The organism is Labrenzia sp. 5N (assembly GCF_012395805.1).
GTDB lineage: Bacteria > Pseudomonadota > Alphaproteobacteria > Rhizobiales > Stappiaceae > Roseibium > Roseibium algicola.
In genome coordinates this window covers 19,646-35,419 of the sequence record NZ_JAAZTM010000002.1, presented here as the reverse complement: position 1 = coordinate 35,419, position 15,774 = coordinate 19,646, and the positions used below count along the sequence as shown (strand labels likewise).

At 59.5% G+C, this 15,774-nt stretch carries 15 protein-coding genes; 4 read left to right on the top strand and 11 right to left on the bottom strand.

Annotated features, from left to right (window positions below; translation table 11 throughout):
* Window positions 1–4: 4 nt before the first annotated feature.
* The 3 genes from HEP89_RS00975 to HEP89_RS00965 all read right to left on the bottom strand — a co-directional run bounded on the left by HEP89_RS00975 (window position 5) and on the right by HEP89_RS00965 (window position 4,022).
* Window positions 5–1,318, bottom strand: coding sequence for an O-antigen ligase family protein (locus tag HEP89_RS00975; protein ID WP_168691124.1), 1,314 nt, complete (start codon window positions 1,316–1,318; stop codon window positions 5–7).
* A 164-nt stretch (window positions 1,319–1,482) separates the two neighbouring features.
* Window positions 1,483–2,805 carry a cellulase family glycosylhydrolase gene (locus HEP89_RS00970; RefSeq protein ID WP_168691123.1) on the bottom strand — a complete coding sequence of 441 codons (1,323 nt, stop codon included), beginning with the start codon at window positions 2,803–2,805 and terminating at the stop codon, window positions 1,483–1,485.
* Complete coding sequence (locus HEP89_RS00965) at window positions 2,802–4,022, bottom strand: glycosyltransferase (RefSeq protein ID WP_168691122.1); 1,221 nt, start codon at window positions 4,020–4,022, stop codon at window positions 2,802–2,804. Before HEP89_RS00965 ends, HEP89_RS00970 begins: the two co-directional genes overlap by 4 nt.
* Before the next feature lie 353 nt (window positions 4,023–4,375).
* Here HEP89_RS00965 and HEP89_RS00960 point away from each other — a divergent pair, with 353 nt between their 5' ends.
* Both HEP89_RS00960 and HEP89_RS00955 read left to right on the top strand, forming a co-directional pair.
* Window positions 4,376–4,990 carry a putative colanic acid biosynthesis acetyltransferase gene (locus HEP89_RS00960; RefSeq protein WP_168691121.1) on the top strand — a complete coding sequence of 205 codons (615 nt, stop codon included), beginning with the start codon at window positions 4,376–4,378 and terminating at the stop codon, window positions 4,988–4,990.
* Between the two features lie 163 nt (window positions 4,991–5,153).
* Complete coding sequence (locus HEP89_RS00955; protein ID WP_023001625.1) at window positions 5,154–5,942, top strand: WecB/TagA/CpsF family glycosyltransferase; 789 nt, start codon at window positions 5,154–5,156, stop codon at window positions 5,940–5,942.
* On the opposite strand, the gene HEP89_RS00950 is transcribed toward HEP89_RS00955, so the two are convergent.
* Window positions 5,939–6,700, bottom strand: coding sequence for a cobalt-precorrin-6A reductase (locus tag HEP89_RS00950; protein ID WP_168691120.1), 762 nt, complete (start codon window positions 6,698–6,700; stop codon window positions 5,939–5,941). The two genes, HEP89_RS00955 and HEP89_RS00950, sit on opposite strands and share 4 nt — an antisense overlap.
* Complete coding sequence (locus HEP89_RS00945) at window positions 6,690–7,784, bottom strand: cobalt-precorrin-5B (C(1))-methyltransferase (protein ID WP_077290535.1); 1,095 nt, start codon at window positions 7,782–7,784, stop codon at window positions 6,690–6,692. The genes HEP89_RS00950 and HEP89_RS00945 overlap by 11 nt, the downstream gene beginning before the upstream one ends.
* A gap of 130 nt (window positions 7,785–7,914) precedes the next feature.
* On the opposite strand from HEP89_RS00945, the gene cobA reads away from it, so the two are divergent.
* Window positions 7,915–8,805, top strand: coding sequence for a uroporphyrinogen-III C-methyltransferase (gene cobA / locus HEP89_RS00940; protein WP_209014366.1), 891 nt, complete (start codon window positions 7,915–7,917; stop codon window positions 8,803–8,805).
* On the top strand, window positions 8,795–10,114 hold the full coding sequence (locus HEP89_RS00935; protein WP_168691119.1) for a cobyrinate a,c-diamide synthase: 1,320 nt from the start codon (window positions 8,795–8,797) through the stop codon (window positions 10,112–10,114). Before cobA ends, HEP89_RS00935 begins: the two co-directional genes overlap by 11 nt.
* Here HEP89_RS00935 and HEP89_RS00930 read toward each other — a convergent pair.
* The 6 genes from HEP89_RS00930 to HEP89_RS00905 all read right to left on the bottom strand — a co-directional run bounded on the left by HEP89_RS00930 (window position 10,111) and on the right by HEP89_RS00905 (window position 15,773).
* On the bottom strand, window positions 10,111–10,740 hold the full coding sequence (locus HEP89_RS00930) for a methyltransferase domain-containing protein (RefSeq protein ID WP_168691118.1): 630 nt from the start codon (window positions 10,738–10,740) through the stop codon (window positions 10,111–10,113). The genes HEP89_RS00935 and HEP89_RS00930 overlap by 4 nt on opposite strands.
* Window positions 10,741–10,923: 183 nt before the next feature.
* Entirely contained in the window at window positions 10,924–11,697 is a 774-nt protein-coding gene (gene cobM / locus HEP89_RS00925; RefSeq protein ID WP_168691117.1) for a precorrin-4 C(11)-methyltransferase, read from the bottom strand.
* Window positions 11,694–13,616, bottom strand: a complete 1,923-nt coding sequence (gene cobJ, locus HEP89_RS00920; RefSeq protein WP_077290532.1) for a precorrin-3B C(17)-methyltransferase — start codon at window positions 13,614–13,616, stop codon at window positions 11,694–11,696. Before cobJ ends, cobM begins: the two co-directional genes overlap by 4 nt.
* On the bottom strand, window positions 13,586–14,311 hold the full coding sequence (gene cobI / locus HEP89_RS00915) for a precorrin-2 C(20)-methyltransferase (RefSeq protein ID WP_197923118.1): 726 nt from the start codon (window positions 14,309–14,311) through the stop codon (window positions 13,586–13,588). The genes cobJ and cobI overlap by 31 nt, the downstream gene beginning before the upstream one ends.
* A complete protein-coding gene (gene cbiE / locus HEP89_RS00910; RefSeq protein ID WP_077290531.1) occupies window positions 14,308–15,522 on the bottom strand; it encodes a precorrin-6y C5,15-methyltransferase (decarboxylating) subunit CbiE in 1,215 nt (404 codons plus the stop codon). The genes cobI and cbiE overlap by 4 nt, the downstream gene beginning before the upstream one ends.
* The gene (locus HEP89_RS00905; protein ID WP_077290530.1) at window positions 15,519–15,773 is read right to left on the bottom strand and encodes a hypothetical protein; all 255 of its coding nucleotides are present in this window, start codon (window positions 15,771–15,773) and stop codon (window positions 15,519–15,521) included. The genes cbiE and HEP89_RS00905 overlap by 4 nt, the downstream gene beginning before the upstream one ends.
* Window position 15,774: the final 1 nt, after the last annotated feature.

The window sequence follows — 15,774 nt, the reverse complement described above, 5'->3', positions numbered from 1 at the left end:
GGCATTAGTTCTGCGAACGATTGTCCCAGGTGCGAACCACTGCATGCGGCAGTAGTGCGGCAAGCAGGAAAATCAGCCAGTTCAGGGAAAAAGAACGAAACCAGGCGCTTTCCAGCATGTTGTGACAGGTCACGAAGAGGATCAACGAACAGCAGAGAAAGGCTATCCGGTAGTCCAGCGAAACGACCCGGGCTGCGGAAAACAGAGCGGTCAGGATAACCAGGAACAATAGCGAAATTCCGACAATGCCGAGTTCGAGCATGACATCGAGATAACCGTTATGAGCCTGGATCAGCAAAATGACGAAACCCGGCGCCTCACGGAAGGCAATTGAATCGGACCCCGTGGCCCAGAAAGACGCATAGCCCTGGCCAAGTACCGGGGCTCTGGAAATCACATCCACGACAAACGCCCAGATGAACGTCCGGCCGGTGTAGGTCTCGTCGTTGAACAGGAACAGAGACAGGTCCGAGAACCCGAACCGCGTAAGGAGCGAGAGGAAGGACAGAAGAACGGCGCCGGTAACCGCTCCGAAAATCAGCAGCAATGCCGCATTGATACGGAAGAGGAACGCCATGCCGACTGCAATATAGGCGATAACCGGCATGAGGACGGCAAGCCCGAGGGATGTTTTCGACTGACTGAGAACAAGCAGGCCAAAAGCCAGTGCCGAAATGATCAGCATGCCGAAACGTTTCAGAAAACCGCGCGAAACCAGAAACCCGTAGATATTGAACATCATGGCCAAAGCCATGACCGCGCCCAGATTGTTTTTCTGAGTGTAGATGCCTGCGTGACCGATAGGTGTCGGCGGTAGCAGGACGACCGCAACCGCATTCATCAGAACAACGGTATTCATCAGCAGCATCAGTCGGCTTAGCAGTGAGCGGGCGTCGTCCGTAAAAGAAACCGAAATCACAAGGCTCATCACAATGATGATCTGCAAGACCACGCGGCGAAACGCAATTCCGGGTGCATGAGACCAGAGCACGCTCGTGACAGCGAGCAGCAGATAAAGCATCAGGATCCAGATAAGCGGACTTTTCAGAACCGTAAACGCGTTGAGCAAGCGCCGCCCCGCCGATACCAGCAGAACCATGAACAGGCAGATCCAGAACAGCTGGTTCAGTGCGTTGGACTTTGACGCGCTGATGTTCGCCGCGGTGTCTTCACCTCCGGACGACACCAGAAAGAATGGGCTGATCAACATCGGATAGGCGAGCAGCAGCACCGGAATCCAGTTGAAGATCCTGTCCAGCAACGTTTGCCCGTGCATGGCGGCCTGTGGCCCGGACTGTTCAACGGGGTGAACTGTCAAATCCCAGTCTCCAGATCAATTGCAGCTGCAGAAGCTTTCTGCCGGCCCTCACCGCTAGGTCAGTCACTAGGCATGATTCGCAGCCGTCAGCTCAATCTATCAGTCACGATTTCGCACAGTCGACTGCAAATTCCGCATCAACTGTCGTGCCTGGATGGCGCGGTTCATAGCGCGTCTGCGTTGAGCCCCAAAGCATCGACCATAGCCGGCTCGACGGTTCTTTTGACGTTGTCGGTCATCAGACCGAAGCCTTCATAGTAGTCCCACAACGCCCAGCCAAAGCCGCGTTCCTCCACCACTGTGCGGACGTCATTGATCCAGGCAAGCCTGCTTCCATCGTCCGGAAGTCCTTTCGGGGGACGGATAGCACTGAATTCGCCAAGCACGATCTGGTCCGGGGAAATGTCATGTTTTTCCGCCCACTGCGAGATCGTGTCAAAGCGGCTTTCAATGAAACTCCGGTCGGGCCTTTCACGTTTATAGTAGTCCCTGACACCGTCCATCGCCTTGTCGAAGGCATAGTCGGGAACGTCGACATCGGCTGCCTTGAGGGCGGCGATATGCTGACGTGTCCTCTCTTCGGCAGTCTCCACGTCACCCGCTGTCCAGGGATAGCTGAGGCCTGCGATATAGCGGAGAGGGTCCAATACCCAGGGGAGGGATTGATGGGTGAAATAGAAGGGCTCGTAGAAATGGAAGTCGACGATGATCTTGTCGTCGTAGCCGTCGAGACTCATGTACTCGAGGCCTTCCATGGACCGCCAGCAGCCCGGGGTAAGGACAATCGGCAGGTCTGGCGCAACACTGCGCGCCCTGTCATACAGCTGCTTTTGAGAGACAGACCAGTCTTGGCTGTCTTCTTCGAAACAGACGCCCTGCGGCTCGTTCATCAGTTCCAGTGCGACCTTGTCCGTCGGCAGATCGCGGATCCGCTTGGCGACTTCTTCCACAAGATCGGAGTAGGCCTGAAAGCGCGGGCCATCGGGTGCATCGCGCAAAATGTCGACAGGTGCCCATTCCGTGAGATACGCAGCTGGATGCAGATCGACCATCACGGTAAAGCCACTGTCCAGTAAGCGAACCGTTATGGATTTCGTATCATCCAGCAAGATGCGGCGTTCGCTGTCCGTCGCGGCCAGAAAGACGCCGGCGTCGATCGGAAAGCGAATGAAGTCGAACCCCAGCGCGCGCAGGCGTTCAAGTTCGGCGTCGGAGACCTTGGACAATTCGCCCCGGAACGGTGGCCAGAGATATTTTCCCGGCCGTTCGGGATCCCGATAGGCAAAATTTTGAAGTCTGGAAACATTGATACCCCGTTTGAATATGGGGATCGAAATCGTCTCCTCCTTCGCTGCCTCAGTTCCGGCAGCGATGGCGTTTTGACGTTCGTCCAGATACAGGAAACCACCAACGAAAACGAGGAAAGCCAGACCAAAAGCAAGCGCGGTCAGCCAGGACCATAGGCGCTTCGACTTTTTTGCGGTCACGTTCGGCTCCGTTGTTGATCTGGGGTCAAGACAGCTTCCAGGTCCTGACGGTAACTTTCAAGGATCATTGCAGGGTTGAACCGGTCGTGCAAGATTTGCTCGCTTGCCACTATCTGTCTGCGAAAGTGAGCTGATTTTTCCGCCAATTCTTTGAAAGCAGCCGCAATTCCGGCGACATCACCGGGTTTCACGCCGATGCCGACATCGATGTCGTCAAGATAACCGTCGATACCCGTATCCTTGCCGTAGATAATCGGCAAACCGGCAAACAGCGCTTCCAGGTAGACCATCCCGAAGGTCTCGTTGTAGCTGACCAATGCCATCGCAAGATAGTGCGGCAGAACCTCGAACAGGTCCTTGCTATTCATCGGTCCAAGGATCCGTACGCTGTCGCCGAGACCCAGTTCGGCAATTTCCTTTTTCGCCGCTTCCACGGCCTCCGCACTGCCGGGGCCGATCAGGTCCAGTCCGATGTCCGGGTGTGTTTTTTGGAAAACGGCAAATCCCTGCAGCAGGTCGGACATGCCTTTCCGGCGGCGCATGTCCAGATCGAACACGCTGACGAACCGGGGGATCGGATCCTTTACCGGCACTTTGCTGGTGGAGTTCCCAACAATGTTTGGCAGCAGTCTTTCCTTCTCAGGCTGCGCTGGAACATACCTGTGGTAGGTGTCCCGGAACCAGGCAGAGATATGATAGATCTTTTCTGCACGTGCCGCGATCCGGCGCATCAGGCTCCTGTACGTCGGCTTGAACAGCAGGATCTTGCGTTCCGATTCACCGCGAACGGAAATGAACAGCCGGGTATCCGGTCCAAACCGTTCCGCCAGCCACAATCCCGCGATGCCTTCAAACGAGAGTTTATGTGCGTGAACGAGGGCAGGCGTCTCGTGCTCGGTCCTCAGCGTCTTAAACACATGTCTTGCGATACGTCGCATCGCCGAGGCGAGACCTATACCCATCGGCAGGCCGAAATAGCGGTAGGAGTATAGCCGCACGCCTTTTATCTCACCGCAATCCTTGAAGCTGGCCTGCCAGGGCAAGCTGGTCCGGTCCATCGTCACGACGATGTGCCTGCCAAAGTCCACGCCGGTGACGAGACGCTCGATTGCGGTGGTTCTGCGATGGAATTGCTGCGGGTTCGGGTAGTCGGCGCTCAGATGCAGGATGAGGGGTGCTGCTGCACCCGGTTCACCGAATTCTGCTCTTGTGTCCATTGTTTCCCTCGGCAGCGAATATTAGCGGCAGAACGGTTGCGCCGCGCTCATCGGTCTTTGATTGCAACAAGGCCGCAGGTCGTTCCATCAGCCTGTTTGATCGTCATTTTCGGGGCAAACTTCTCTCATTACGTTTCAATAAAGAGTGAATGCCGCACCTTGCGTCACCAACGGCCTCATTCTGGAGCGTCACGAGAGAGCGGAAATGTACAATCGACAAAAATAACTAACTTTAAACGACAGTTCGTCACATTGCCGGCAGGCAGCCCCCAAGGTTGAGCGGCGTCCCCATGTTGGCGGGGAACACGTTTCACGAACAACCTGCTGGTGGAAACTGCGCAGGAGGACGATGAATGCCGAACCAGATCGACGAAGAAAGGGACGCCAGGGCGCTCGGTGCGCAAAGCTTCGGCCTGAAGAACAGGCTGTTCCGTATCCTCTGGGGCATAGTCTGGTTCCTTCTGGCCTCCTGGACGCAGCCGTTGCATGGTTGGCGCCGTTGGCTTTTGCGACAGTTCGGAGCGACAGTGGGGGAGGGTGTCTATGTGGCTCCATCCGCCAGGATATGGCATCCGGGCAACCTGATCCTGGAGGATTTCGCCGCGATTGCAGACGGCGCAGATATCTACAACATGGGCCCTGTCACGATCGGCCGGTACGGTGTCGTCTCCAAGCGCGCGCACATCTGCGCGGGAACGCATGACATCAACGACGACAAGTTCCTGCTGATCGCAAAACCCATCGTTTTGGAGGCCTATAGCTGGGTTGCCGCTGAAGCCTTTGTTGGCCCCGGGGTTCGCGTCGGTGAGGGTGCCGTTCTGGGAGCACGTGCGGTAACGGTGAAAGACCTGGCTCCATGGACTGTTTATGCAGGTAATCCTGCCAAGGCGCTCAAGGAGCGGGCGCGGTTTGAGCGTAGTGACGTGCCGAAGCGGGGATGGCGTGAACCGTTGGAAACCGCCGACTGATTTTCCCTCCGATTCAACGTGCCCGTCAGGCCCATTAAATATCGGTAACTACGAACTTTCTAACGGCTATGTTTACAACTGCTTAGAGACCGATCGGATATTGCTCTAATGCGTTCGCCGCCGTCGTAACCGGGACGAACGTAAAGGGGAGACTGGGAACGGAATGCTGGCAAGAGATTTCGAGAGTGAACTGCTGGGGTGCCGGATCGAAGCAACCGCTATCGGTCCGTTTGCCATCGGGCGTCTTCGCTCCCGGGATGCCATCCAGCTTGTCGAGGCCGCCGTTCAAAAGCGGCAGAACCTCGATATTGCCATCTGCAACGCCCATACGCTCCTGTCAGCGATGGATGATCCCCGCTACGCTGCAACACTCCAGAAAATGACGCTTCTGAACGACGGCATCGGTATGAGCCTTGCCAGCAAGCTGCTCAGGGAAGAGCCGTTTCCGGAAAATCTGAACGGGACTGACCTCATTCCCCGGATCCTGGCGAACATCGGCATTCCGCTGCGGATCTATCTGCTCGGCGCCAAGGAAGAACAGGTTCGCCTTGCCAAGGAGCATATCGAGACTGCCTATCCGAAGCACCAGGTGGTTGGCTACCGGGACGGCTATTTCGCAAGCGATGAACTGGACAGCTTGTGCCAGGGGATCAACGAGGCAAAACCAGACCTTTTGCTTGTTGCCATGGGGAACCCCAGGCAGGAGACTTTCATCGTTGAGAACCGGTCGGCGCTGGCTGTTCCGGTCGCGATCGGGGTCGGGGCGCTGTTCGACTTCATGTCGGGGGCCGTTGTCCGCGCACCGAAGATATTCCAGGCAGCCGGCCTTGAGTGGCTGTTCCGCCTGTTGCAGGAACCTCGCCGCCTGTTCCGCCGCTATGTCATCGGCATACCGCGTTTTCTGTTTGCCCTGATGAAAATCAGATTTTCCAGGTCCGGCGTTTCGCGCTAGCTCCCACGTGCAAGGGTCTGCCGTAACCGGTCAACGAGCGCTGAATTCGTTGGAGCAGTTTCGGCCTCCGGTAGATCTGGCCGGGCGATCATGATGACGGGAAGTTTCAAGGTCCGCGCAGCCTCGATCTTGGCGTAGGAACGACTGCCACCACTGTTTTTCGTCACCACATGAGTGATGTTCTTTTCCAGAAACAGCGAAACTTCCTCGTCGGCAGATGCCGGGGGGCGGGAGAGGATCAGCTCCCATGCGGAAGGTAATCGTGTTTTGGGCGGCTCGATCATCCGGACAAGACCGAAAATATCGTTTCGATGGGTAAAGCGCTCGATCTCCTTGCGGCCAATGGCCAGGAAGGCGCGCGCGCCGTCAGGCAGGGCCTGGGCCGCATCGTCCATCGTCAGGACATTTGTCCAGGCGTCGCCTTCACCGGGTTGCCAGCATGGCCGCTCCAGGCGCACAAGCGGTACCTTGAGCATCTTGGCTGCCTCGGCCGCATTATGGCTCATCTGGGCAGCGAAGGGATGGGTCGCATCGACAAGGACGGTGATCCCTTCGTGCCGCATGAAGGCAAACAGACCTTTGGTGCCGCCAAAACCGCCGACGCGTGTCGGGACGCCAAGATCAGGCAGATCGCGAACCGCTCCGGCAAAAGAGGCGGTCAGGCGACTTTCCGGAAATGTTTCCGCCAGCGTTCTGGCCAATTGCCGGGCTTCGCTTGTTCCGGCGAGCAACAGGATATGATCTGCCTTAGCGGTCAAAGCCTGTTTCCCCCAGCACCTTGCCCTGGCGATCGGTGATCAGAACTTCCACATCCACCGGCGCATCGCGCAGGATCTGGCGGACGGCGTCCTTCGTTCGCCGCGCAAGTGGGCCGCTGAGATCGATACCGGCAACCAGGGAGGCATCCAGCACCTCCTTGGCCGTATTGGCCGAGGCGGCCTGTTCGATCAGATCAGCGGAAGCGTTCTCCTGACGCAGAAGATCCTGAAGGAATTCGAAGTCGACGGAGCTGCGGGCCGAATGCAGATCGAGCGCCCCTTGAGCCAGCTTGGTGAACTTCGCAAATCCGCCTGCGAGGGTCAGCCGGTCGACCGGATGACTGCGCAGGTACTTCAGCAAACCGCCGGCGAAATCCCCCATGTCGAGAAAGGCGGTTTCATCCAGATCGTAACGGGCCTTGACCGCGTCTTCGGAACTGGCGCCGGTTGCGCCAACCACATGTGACAGCCCGACTGCGCGCGCAACATCGATGCCCCGATGAATGGACGCAATCCACGCAGCGCAGGAAAACGGCCGGACGATGCCGGTCGTGCCAAGTACGGACAAGCCCCCCAGGATGCCAAGCCTGGGATTCATCGTCTTGAGGGCGAGCTCTGCACCTCCTTCGATCGAGACCGTTATCTCGACATCGCCGGCCCCGCCATTCAGTTGGGAAACCTCATCGATTGCCGTCCGCATCATCTGGCGCGGCACCGGATTGATGGCAGGTTCACCCGGCGGGATTGGCAGGCCAGGTCTTGTGACGGTACCGACACCTTCTCCGGCCCTGAAAACTACTCCAGAACCAGGAGACAACAGGTTGACGGTTGCACTGACCAAGGCGCCATGGGTCACGTCGGGGTCGTCCCCCGCATCCTTGACGATGGCGGCGGAAGCCGATTTTCCTGAAAGCGTATGCCGGGTCAGCGCAAAGGACGCCGTGCCACCCTTGGGCAGGGTGATTTCGACCGGATCCGGGAAATCGCCGGTCAAAAGGGCCTGATACGCCGCCTTGGTGGCTGCTGTCGCACAGGCTCCCGTCGTCCAGCCCCGCCGCAGCTCTTTTGGCTCTTCCTTCGACATGCTCTTTCTATAGACGATGAAATTCCGCTTTGTGCATATTAGTTTATGTGCGCGATGAAATGTCGTTTTCGCATCGTTTTTGATCGCCGAAGCGCTTGGCGTTACCGGGCCACACGGGTAAACAGGAACCATGACTGGAGAAGACGAAAACAACAGACCGCATGAAGGCTTGCCGGGAGACCTGCCAGGTGGGTTACCCGTGTTCGAACCCGGCTGGGTTTGGCTTGCCGGTGCAGGTCCGGGCGACCCCGGCTTATTGACCCTGCATGCGCTCAATGGTCTGCGCCAGGCCGATGTTGTCGTGTTTGATGCCCTTGTCGATCAGAGCATTCTTGCCTGGGTCAAACCGGGAGCCGTGACAGACTACGCGGGCAAGCGCGGCGGCAAACCGAGCCCGAAACAGCGCGACATAACCTTGAAGCTGATCGATTACGCCCGCGAAGGCAAAAGGGTGCTTCGCCTGAAGGGCGGCGATCCTTTCGTCTTCGGCCGCGGTGGCGAGGAAGCGCTCGGCCTTGTCGAGGCCGGTGTGCCGTTCCGCATCATTCCCGGCATCACCGCCGGTATCGGTGGTCTGGCCTATGCGGGTATTCCTGCAACCCACCGGGACTGCAATCAGGCAGTCACCTTCCTGACAGGTCATGACCAGACGGGCCTCACCCCGGACGCGATCAACTGGGATGGTATCGCCAAGGGTTCGCCTGTCATTGTCATGTATATGGCGATGAAGCACCTGGACGTCATAGCCGGCAAACTGATTGCCGGTGGACGATCTGTGGATGAACCTGTGGGTATCGTGTGCAATGCGTCCCTTGCGGGCCAGGACGTTCTGGAAACCACGCTGGGCCGCTGCGCTGAAGAGGCGAAGGCTGCCGGGATCGAACCTCCGGCAGTTGTTTGTGTCGGTGAGGTTGTCCGTCTGCGCAAGGGGCTCGACTGGCTCGGCGCCCTGTCGGGCAAGTTGCTGGACAGTGACCCGCTAGACCTGCGCATATCCTCCCGTTCTGCCGATGCCGGCTGACACTGCCAAGGCAGGCGCCAAGGGTGTTCTGATCGCGGCGCCATCGTCAGGTGCTGGCAAGACCACACTGACGCTTGCCTTGCTGCGGGCGCTGAAATCCGCCGGGCGTTCGGTCGTTTCGGCCAAATCCGGCCCGGATTACATCGATCCGAAATTCCACGAAGCTGCCAGTGGTGTGTCCTGCATCAACCTGGACGCCTGGGCTATGGACCCGGCGACACTGCAGATGCTTGCCCACCGTCAAGCCGACAGTCATGACGTTCTCGTGGTCGAAGGCGCCATGGGGCTTTTCGACGGAGCTGCCAGCGGCAAGGGCTCGGCTGCCGACCTGGCGGCAACGCTGCATCTACCTGTGATTCTCGTCGTCGATTGCGGCAAACAGGCCCAGTCGGTCGCAGCGCTTGTTCATGGGTTTCAAAGCTTCCGGCCGGATATCAATCTCGCAGGCGTTATTCTCAACAAGGTTGGCAGCCCGCGCCACGAAGCCATGTTGCGCGCAGCGCTGGCACCGCTCGCCATCGATGTTCTGGGTGTCTTGCCGCGGGCTCAGGAACTAGGCCTTCCCGAACGCCACCTGGGGCTTGTCCAGGCGGGGGAGCATCCGGATCTGGAGGCCTTTCTGGAAAAGGCGAGCGACCTGTGTACCCGGAATGTAGACCTGAACCGCCTGGAAACATTGGCTGCACCACTGAGCCCTGCCGGTGATAACAGGGAAAACCTGCCTGCGCCGCTTGGCCAGTGCATTGCCATTGCCCGGGACGTTGCCTTTGCCTTTTCCTATCCGCATCTGCTGGAGTTCTGGCGAAAGCAGGGCGCGAGGCTCGAGTTTTTCTCGCCACTCGCGAATGAAGCACCGTCACCTGATGCCGATGCAATTTTTCTCCCCGGCGGTTATCCGGAGCTACATGCCGGAAAGCTGGCTGCGGCAGACAGGTTCAAGGCTGGGGTTTTGCGGGCCGCAGCTACCGGAAAGCTGATCTATGGCGAGTGTGGTGGCTACATGACACTCGGCAAGGGCATGATCGATGCCGATGGCACACGCCACGAAATGCTGGGGCTTTTGCCGCTGGAGACCTCGTTTCAGACCCGCAAGCGTCACCTCGGGTACCGAAAAGTCATGCCACTCCGTGGCCTGCCCTGGCAAATGCCGCTATCCGCACACGAATTCCACTATGCCTCCATAATGTCGGAAGGCGGGGCGGAGCGGCTGTTTTCAGCGGAAGATGCCGAAGGCAACGAACTGGTGCAGATGGGGCTGTGCGCTGGATCGGTCATGGGCTCTTTTGCCCATGTCATCGCTCGCGCCTAAACCACCTCAAGCACGACCAGCTCGCAATAGACGTCTTCCTTGGTGTGATAGGGATTATGGGTGATCTCCAGCGTCCTTGTCTTGCCGTCCTGTTCCAGCTTCTCGACCTTGGCCTTGAAGCCGTCGGCCGCCCAGGCGCTATCGCGTACTGTCAGGACGATAGGAGCACCCGGTTTGGCGATGCGCAGCAGTTCGTCGATCCCTTCCGGCCCCACATGGCCATTCGTGAAGACGCCCGCGCTGACGATGCCGTCATAAATGTTGTCGTCAATGTCCGAGAGCGGGCCCATCATTTCGGCCTGGGAAAGATTGCGGTAGGTCCCCCGACTGCGCGACAGCTCCAGCATTGCCGGCGTCAGGTCGATGCCGTCAATGGTCAGGGCTGAATTGCGACTGACAAGCTCGCTCCCGACGAGGCCGGTCCCACAGCCTGCGTCCAGAACCAGCGCCGTTTTGGGCAGGCGTTTGACCAGTGCTTCCGCTGCAATCCTGGGACCGACATACCCTATGGTCTGAAGCAGGTCGGCATCGTAGGTCTCCGCCCAGTCCGCGTAGAACTTGCGAATGGCATCGGGATCACCGCTGAGAGAAATCGCCTGTTTCAGAAGTGGGTTTTCATCTGTCATGGGGCTGCTCCTGGCCGGTCTTAATCCTGTTGAGATTAGGCGAGGGCGGGAGCGGTATGCAAATGAGCGCTCTCGGACAGGCAAATATTCGCTCGATTAACCTGCGAAGCGTTTCGCGACCTCCCGCTTGTCGATGATGACAGACAGAGGAAGGCCGCGAAGTGGTTTAGTTCCGCCGGTTCCTCAGGCTTTCGCCTTCTTCTTCGGGCGCAGCACATGCACGTGGTCGGCGTCGTAAAGGGCACTGTCGCGGAAGTCAGCTGCGGGCTTCAAGGCATGGCCGACGAAGATCAACGCGGTGCGGGTGATCTTGGAGGCACGCACTTCTGCGGCAATGGTCGACAATGTGCCGTGAATGAAGGCCTCATCCGGCCAACCGACACGGTAGGCGACGATCACCGGGCAATCGGCACCGTAATGCGGCGTCAACTGACGTTCGACTTCCCGCAGGTTCCTGATCGACAGGTGAATTGCCAGGGTCGCCCCGCTCTTGCCGAGCGTGTCCAGGTCCTCGTTGTTCGGCATCGCCGAGGATTTCATTGCCGTGCGGGTGACAATGATGGTCTGGGCAACTTCGGGGATGGTCAGCTCGGTCTTGAGTGCAGCGGCCGCGGCCGCGAAGGCCGGCACGCCCGGTGTTACATCATAATCGATGCCGAGTGCGTCCAGACGGCGCATCTGCTCCGCCGTTGCACCGTAAATGGAAGGGTCGCCGGAATGAACCCGGGCAACGTTCTGGCCCTTTTCATGGGCAGCCTTGATCTCGTCGATGATCTCGTCAAGCGTCATCGGGGCCGTGTCTATGACGCGTGCACCTTCCGGTGCGGCGGCAACGATCTGTTCAGGTACCAGCGAGCCCGCGAAAAGGCAGACCGGGCAGGATTGGATGAGCTGCAGGCCGCGAACGGTGATGAGATCGGGATCGCCAGGTCCGGCGCCAATGAAATGAACGGTCATGATTTGTCATCCGTTTCGAGAATGTCGGAAATGTCGGTCGTTACGTCTTCCATCAGGGACGAAGGCGCGGCTTCAATGGCAACTGGTGCTGCTTCCACCGGCTTTGGTGCGTCGATCCGCTTGGCATAACCGCGCGGTGTATAGACGAAAGGTTTCCCGTCACCGCGCATGACGGTGCGGGTGTTGGTCGAACCGACCAGCACGGTGGTCAGCATGTCGACATCGTCGACGCTGAGCGCATGCAGACTGGTGACGCGGATGGTTTCCTCCGGCCGGCCAAGATTGACGCCGAGAATGACCGGTGTCGCTGCCGAGCGGTGCTCCAGCAGGATTTCCTTTGCGGCTGCAAGCTGCGTGCGGCGGCGTTTGGACACCGGGTTGTAGAAGGCAATCACGAAGTCGCCCTCGGCTGCTGCCCTCAGGCGCCTTTCGATCACCTCCCACGGGGTAAGGAGATCGGACAGCGAGATCGCGCAGAAATCATGGCCAAGCGGCGCGCCGATACGGGCCGAGCAGGCCTGAAGGGCTGAAATGCCCGGCGCGTTTGTGACGCTGACCCGCTTGGCGGCATCCGACACACCGCCATACTCCTCATTCCTGTGCAACAGTTCATAGACCAGCGAACCCATGGCGTAGATGCCGGCATCACCGGAGGAAATCAGCGCGACATTCTTGCCCTTGCCGGCTTCTTCCAGCGCAAAGCGGACGCGATCCTCTTCCGCGCCAAGCGGGAAGTTGTGGTGGGTCTTGCCGGTAATGTGCTGGTCGACAATGTCGAGATAAAGCGAGTAGCCGACAACGTCGGTTGCTTCCGCCAGAAGCTTGGTGGCCTCCGGTGTGCGCCAGTCGTCCTTGCCCGGACCGATACCGATAACGGACAGATGTCCGCGAGCCCGACCGACCGTGTCGGTGTCAATCCACTTCGGAGACCGTGCAATGGCGCAAGTTGCGTTTTCGGTTTTCTGCTTTTCGACCTTCAGCGTTCCAAAGGCGCCGGACGCGGCCAGGGCAGCCCCTTCAGACACTCCGTAACAGCCGACTTCCTTGAAGACGACGGGCGACGGGTTTTTCAGACGCGGGGTCTCGCGTTGCAGGTCTTCTGCGGAAAAGACCCGAAGCGGCACATCCAGATGCGCAGCGAGAGCATTGACAGCGGCCTCATCTGCCTTGAGGTCGATGGTCGCGATGCAGGCAACAGCGCCCTTGGCAATGTTGGCTCCCGCCAGTTCGGTCTCGACCAGTTCGATCAGTTCGGCCGCATCGCACCCGCGCGCGCAGCCGACGCCAACAGCATAGCGCTGCGGGTGGTAGACCAGACGCGTCGGGCTTGCTTCTTCCGGATGTTCGGTTGCCGAAAGCGTGATGGCGGCATCGTCTGCCTGCTGCAGCTTTGCCTCTTTCAGCCAGTCGGCGCGGCCTTCCAGGCGAACGGGAGCGCCGGAGAGCAGCTCGGCCATCACCGGTTTTGCATCTTCCGGATTGGCGAGACGCCAGCCGCGGGGCGGGGCGTCGAGCGCAACACCAAGCTTGGTGTCCCCAGCCGTCGTGATCGCCGCGTGCCCACCGAGAGCGCTGGCCAGAAGCTTGGCCAGTTCGTTGGCGCCGCGATGACCACCGAGCAGCGGAACGACACTCTTGCCGTCTTCCGACACGGCGATCACCGGCGGTTCGGTTGTCTTGTCGGACAGGACCGGTGCAAGCGCACGGATCAGAATGCCGCTGGCGCAGAAGCCGACGATCGGATGACCGGCCTGAAACAACAGGCGGATATGGTCGATCGTCTCGTTGAACTGGGTGTCCGCTGTCGGCACACGGCCCGCAAGCCCGTGGATGCGGGCGGTTGAAAACCGTCTGGCGATCACTTCGGCAGCGGCGAGGCCGGCCTGGTTCAGGACGAGTAGGATGGGGGAAGCGTCCACGCTTCTTCTCCCTTGTAGATGAGGATCATGGAAAAATAGGGGGCGGTGTCGGTCTCAAGGTCGATGAGCCGATGAACCTTCTGCTCCGGCAGGCTGGCACGTTCCACGTAGCCGGCCTTTTCCAGCAGCCCCATGTCGGAAAGCAAGGTCTTCAGCCGTGTCAGGTGACGGCCAACCTTCATGATGGCAACCGCCTGGGCTTCTTCGATCTTGCGGCGGATGTCCGCGTCCGGAAGCGGGCCTGGAATGACGGTTAGTACATCGTTTCGTGCCGTCAGCGGTCGTCTCAACTGAGCGGCGCAGGCTGTCAGCGAGGTGACCCCGGGCACGATTTCTATCGTGAAACGGTCGGACAGGCGCTCGAACAGATACATGAAAGAACCGAAGAAGAATGGATCTCCTTCACACAAGGTCACGACATCCTCACCGTTTGCCAAAACGGCAGCTATCTCTTCGGCGGCCTTGTCGTAGATCTCCTGTGCCGGGAACCTGTCGACCCGCATCGGTACGACAATCGGGATTTCCCGCACGCCGACAGGGATCACATCAGAGGCGATTGACCGGGCAAAGCTTTCACCGGAATCGGGCGCGGGGTAGGCAATTACCCGTGCGCTTGCGATCAGCCTGTGCGCCTTCAGGGTCATCAGCTCCGGATCGCCCGGGCCAAGACCTATGCCATAGAGTGTGCCCGTCATGATTTCGTCAGGCTCCACTGCGTCACGGGCATCAGGGGACGCCATCCGGTCAAGCCGCCGACGGCGCTTGCCCGGTGAACGGAAACTTTCTTCAAAGTGCCTCCATGAGACTGATAGGCGGAGAGGAGTATTGCCTCGCTCTCCAGGGTCACTGCATTGGCGACAAGCCGTCCCCCGGGACCTAGCGCTGCAAGACAGGCCTTGATCACACCGGAGGCTGTCAGGCCGCCGCCAATGAAGATCGCGTCCGGCTGTGGCAGATCGTGGAGGCCTTCCGGAGCGGTCGCGTCCGACAGTTCCAGATGTGGGACGCCGAGCGCGACAGCGTTTTCAGCCGCCATTTGCCGCCGTTCCACATGCGGCTCCAGGCCGATGGCCCGGGTTCGGTCGGCTGCCCGCAACCATTCGATGGCAATCGAACCGCAGCCTGCACCGACATCCCACAAGAGTGCGCCTGGGTGAGGCTTCAACTCCGCCAGTGTGATGGCGCGGATGTCCTGCTTGGTCATCTTGCCGTCGTGGCGAAAGGCATCATCGGCAAGGCCGGGTATCCGCGCACGGAACCGCACACCGGGGTCGGCAATCACATCCAGAGCAAGTGTGTGAAAATCGGCAACCTCGGTCGACCAGTCTTCCGCGGTACCTGCGACGCACCTTTCCCTGGTGCCGCCGAGATGCTCCAGAACCGTCATCCGGCTGCGCCCATAGCCTTCGTCGGCCAGGAGGTCAGCCACCTGGCGGGGAGTTTCCGCATTGCTGGTTAGACACAGGATCCGGGCGCCCGGGTAAAGCGATGCCCGCAACAGATCGACTGGTCGACCATGAACCGACAGGCAGTCGGTTTCCTGCAAGGCCCACCCCATTCGTGCGGCAGCCAGCTGGAACGCGGACGGCGAGGGCAGCACCATCAGCTCGTGCGCAGGGAAATGCTTCAGCAAGGACGAGCCGATGCCGAACCACATGGGATCTCCTGTCGCCAACACCGCGACGCGCTTCTGCCTGAGCGCTGCCAGATCTTCGAAGACGGTTGCAAACGGGCTGGGCCATGTCCGTTTCTCGGCAGTGATCCCGCCCGTCAGCTCCAGGTGTCGGGTGCCGCCATAAACGATATCTGCACCTGCCAGGGCTTCTGCACCACCCGGAGCCAGAACACCGTCCTCGCCCAGGCCAACCAGCGTCAACCACGGGCGCTTGTCTGTCGAGGAAGTCATTTGTCCTCCAGACGATAAGGTTTGATCACCGGTTTTACCGACAGGTCCTGTGGCGTGCCGCTACTGCTTGGCGATACCTGCCGGGCACCCCGTGACCGGTGATGGACCGGCTGGTCACCACTGCCGTCCGCAGGCGTCTTGACCGAACCTCCCGGCTGGGACAGGAAACCGCGTGACCGCAGAGGCTTTTTGCCGCCGACGGATTTCAATCCGGTTGGTTTCTCGTCGTCTTTCGGCGGACCTCCGGCCATC